This window comes from Candidatus Palauibacter australiensis (assembly GCA_026705295.1).
Taxonomy (GTDB): Bacteria; Gemmatimonadota; Gemmatimonadetes; order Palauibacterales; family Palauibacteraceae; genus Palauibacter; species Palauibacter australiensis.
In genome coordinates, this window is the sequence record JAPPBA010000185.1 from 1 (window position 1) to 3,480 (window position 3,480).

Annotated in this window: 3 protein-coding genes; all 3 read right to left on the bottom strand. The window is 70.4% G+C overall.

All coding sequences use genetic code 11. The annotated features are described in order from the left end of the window. Positions 1-263 precede the first annotated feature (263 nt). Positions 264-1,619: a sodium:proton antiporter gene (locus tag OXN85_15535; protein ID MCY3601379.1), complete on the bottom strand. Its 1,356-nt coding sequence runs from the start codon at positions 1,617-1,619 to the stop codon at positions 264-266. 21 nt (positions 1,620-1,640) lie between these two features. Continuing rightward, positions 1,641-2,447: an MOSC domain-containing protein gene (locus OXN85_15540; GenBank protein MCY3601380.1), complete on the bottom strand. Its 807-nt coding sequence runs from the start codon at positions 2,445-2,447 to the stop codon at positions 1,641-1,643. Between the two features lie 62 nt (positions 2,448-2,509). Further along, the coding region (locus OXN85_15545) for a divalent metal cation transporter (GenBank protein ID MCY3601381.1) at positions 2,510-3,480 on the bottom strand (971 nt) is incomplete at its 5' end.

Sequence of the window (3,480 nt, forward strand, 5' to 3'; positions counted from 1 at the left end):
TGGAACATCTTTGGACGCTACTGGATGTAACTATGCTACAGTGACGGTCACGGCGCCCAAAGAGATTCACCTACCTCGTCCGGACGACGGCTACCCCGCACTGGGAAGCGGGTCCGCCGAACTCCGCCGCGGCCTAAAAAGGTCTGCCATCACTTGCCCATCTCGTCCGCCGAGATCCCTATCAAGCTTAGCACGATCATACGAAATCCTCCTCGGGCCATAGAAGATGATGCACTTCCTACTATGGCCCGCGCGTGGCGAGATCAAGCGAGGAGGAGGAAGCCTGTGGCGGCGAGTCCCGCGGCGAAGAGGGCGTAGGGGAGTTGGGTGAGGGCGTGCTCGACGACGCCGCAGCCGCTGCCTCGGGCGGCGAGGACGGTCGAGTCGCCGTAGAAGCAGGTGTGGCTGCCGAAGGCGCTGGCGGAGATGAGGGCTCCGATCACGAGCGGCATGTCCGCCCCCACCGAATCCGCGAGCGGGAGCACGATGGGGACGGCGACCGCGAAGATGCCCCAGAAGGACGCGGTGGCGAAGGCGACGAGCGACATCGTGAGGAAGGTGACGGCGGGGAGCAGTTGCGGCGTCATCAGCGGTTCGACGGTCTCGATGAGGTAGGCGGTGAGGCCGAGTCCGTCGTTCACCTCCTTGAGGAGGAAGCCGCCGAACACGGTCGCCAGGGGGACGATCATCGTGAGCACGCCGGCCATGCTGGTGTCGAGCGCGGCGCGGACGGGGAGGAGTCTCGTGCCCACGATGATGGCGAGGGTGAGGGCCAGCGCCACGACGACGCCCTTGAGGATGTCGAGGTCGAGCCACCAGGTGGCGGCCACGAGGGTGACGACCGGCACGATGAAATGCCATGGGCGCGCGCGCTCGGCGGCGCGCGGGTCGGTTTCGCCTTCGAGCTTCGCCTCTTCCAGGCCCGGAGGGACGACCTGCCCCGTCTCCCGGGCGCGGCGCTCCGCCTTGCGCATGGGGCCGATGGCGGGGACGAGGCCGGTGCCGACGAGGAGCGCCAGGGCCACGGCGATCCACGCGTAGAGCATGAACGGGATCGCATCGATGTAGAGCGAGAGGCCGCGGCCGGACGCCGCCCACCCGGTCTCTTCGAGCAGGCCGGAGAAGTAGGCGGCCCACGTCGAGATCGGTACGAGGATGCACACGGGCGCGGCGGTGGAGTCCACGACGTAGGCGAGCATCTCGCGCGACACGCGATGGCGGTCGGTGAACCGCTTCACGGAGGAACTGACCGCGAGGACGTTCAGGTAGTCGTCGATGAAGACGGCGAGTCCGAGGAGCCACGTCGCGGCCAGCGAACCGCCGCGCGTCCGGATGCGCGCCGACGCCGCGTCGCCGAAGCGGGCCGCAGCGCCCACCCGGACGAGCAGCGTGATGAGGCTGCCGAAGAGCGCGCAGACGAGGATGATCCAGCCCACGGTCTCGTTCTGCATGACCGCGACCATGCCGTCGGTGAACGCGGTGAGCGGGTCCCGGGGCGCGAGGATCGCGAACCCGACGAGCGCCCCGATGATGAGCGATTCCACGGGGCGCCGGGTCGCCACGGCGACGGCCAGGACGACGGCGGTGGGGATCAGGCTTACGACCCCGAAGTGCTCCAGCGGCGACTCCCTTCCGGACTTCTAGAGGCGGACCTCGTCGCCGACCCGTACGGCGCCCGGTTCGGCCACCTCGCACTTCACGCCGACGTTGCCGTCGTTGTGGTCGAAGGCGGCGCGCAGCACCCCCGGGTCCTTCGGGAGGTCTCCCAGCGGGAGCGTGACCATGACGCACCGCATGCACGGCTTCGTCACCCGCAGGCGCGCCCCGCCGATCTCGAGCGTGCCGCCCACCCACTCGTTCTCGACGAAGCCCCGCGCCCCCGCGACGGGTTCGATCACGAGGTTGGGCCGGAAGCGGCCGACGTCGAAATCGCTCCCCGGGACGAGTTCCCGCAGGTGGTCGAGGCTCGCCGTCGTCAGGGCGTGGAGGCCGGAACTGTCGAAGAACGTCCCGGGCGGCAGTTCCCACTCGGTGATCTCGTCGCGGTACGTCCGCCCGTCCTGGACGAGTCCCTCCATGTCCGGCCAGTGGTACTCGCACGTCGCGCTCTCGACCGCCTCCGTCGCGAACGCGACTTCCCGGCCCAGGAGCGCGCTCAGGCGGGCCTCCAGCCGCCCCCGCCCCGCGCTCGACAGCGCGGTGCCGTCCTCGAACCGAACCCGGATCGACGCTGCCCCGTTCTCCCGTTGGAAGCTCGCGGAAAGGCGGTAGACGGCCCCCCACAGCCGCGGCCGCTTCGCGCTCACCACGCGCCCGGTCTCGCGGTCCACCAGCGCGCCGGCCCGGTCGCCCTCCATCCCGCGCGCCGTGATTCGGGCCGCCTCCAGGCGTTCTCCTCCCATCGACTTCACGGGATAGCGGTGCAGGCTCACGACGCGCCCCACCACCGCGCCCCGCAGCGCCCCCGCGCCTGGTCGCGCTCCTGATCCGTCCCTGACCGGATGGGCGCTCACCGGACGAGCGACACGAGGTAGGCGAGGCCGGTCCCACCGAGGAGGACGAGTCCCACCCAGGTCAGCGTCACCATGCCGCGGCCCGGCCGGTGCTCGGGCGGCACCGCCTCCGACGTCACGGCGCGGAGGTTGAAGTAGCCGAGGATGGGCGCGGTGAGGAACGCCACGGTCGTCGCGAAGTCCACCATCGCGGTGAGGCTGCCGGAGAAGCCGAGGAGGATGAAGAAGGCGATGACGGGGAGCGCGATCATGCTCCACCAGTAGACGCGTCCCACGCGGGTCACGGTGTCCGCCGCGACATGCCCCCGCAGGTTCGCCAGCGTGCGCTCGATCGCGCGCGGGAAGCCGTCCGTCACGGCGAGGAGGCTCGAGAAGATCGTCGCCATCGCCGCCACGAGGACGATGGGACGGGACCACGAGCCCAGCGTCGTGCTGTACATGTCGACGAGTTGCGTGGAGAACACGGCCCCCGCGTCGCTGAGGGCGACGTCCGCCTGGAAGAGGACCGTGGCCCCGACCGACACGAAGATGAGCGCGAGGATGCCGGTGCCGACGAAGCCCACGAGGAAGTCGCGTTTCGCGTCGGCGACCGAGGTCCGCGCGCCCGTCGTCTTGTCCTTGGCGAGCGTCCACAGGCTGCTCCACACCGCCACGTCGACGGGCGAGGGCATCCACCCGATGAGGGCGAGGAGGAAGGCGAAGGGGACGACGGTGCCGACGACGTCGCCCGGCCACAGCGCCAGCGTCGAGAGGTCGGCGCGCGGCGCGGCCACGAGCGCGGTCGCCACGGTCGAGACGACGAGCATCGCGAGCAGGATCTTGATCGTGATGTCGAGGCCGCGGAAGCGCCCCACCGCGAGCACCCCCACGCAGGCGCCCATCAGCACGGCCCCCGTTGCCGCCAGCGGCCACTCCGCGCCGAAGGCGTAGCGGGTGAGGAACGCCATGAACATCGCGAGCGCCGCCA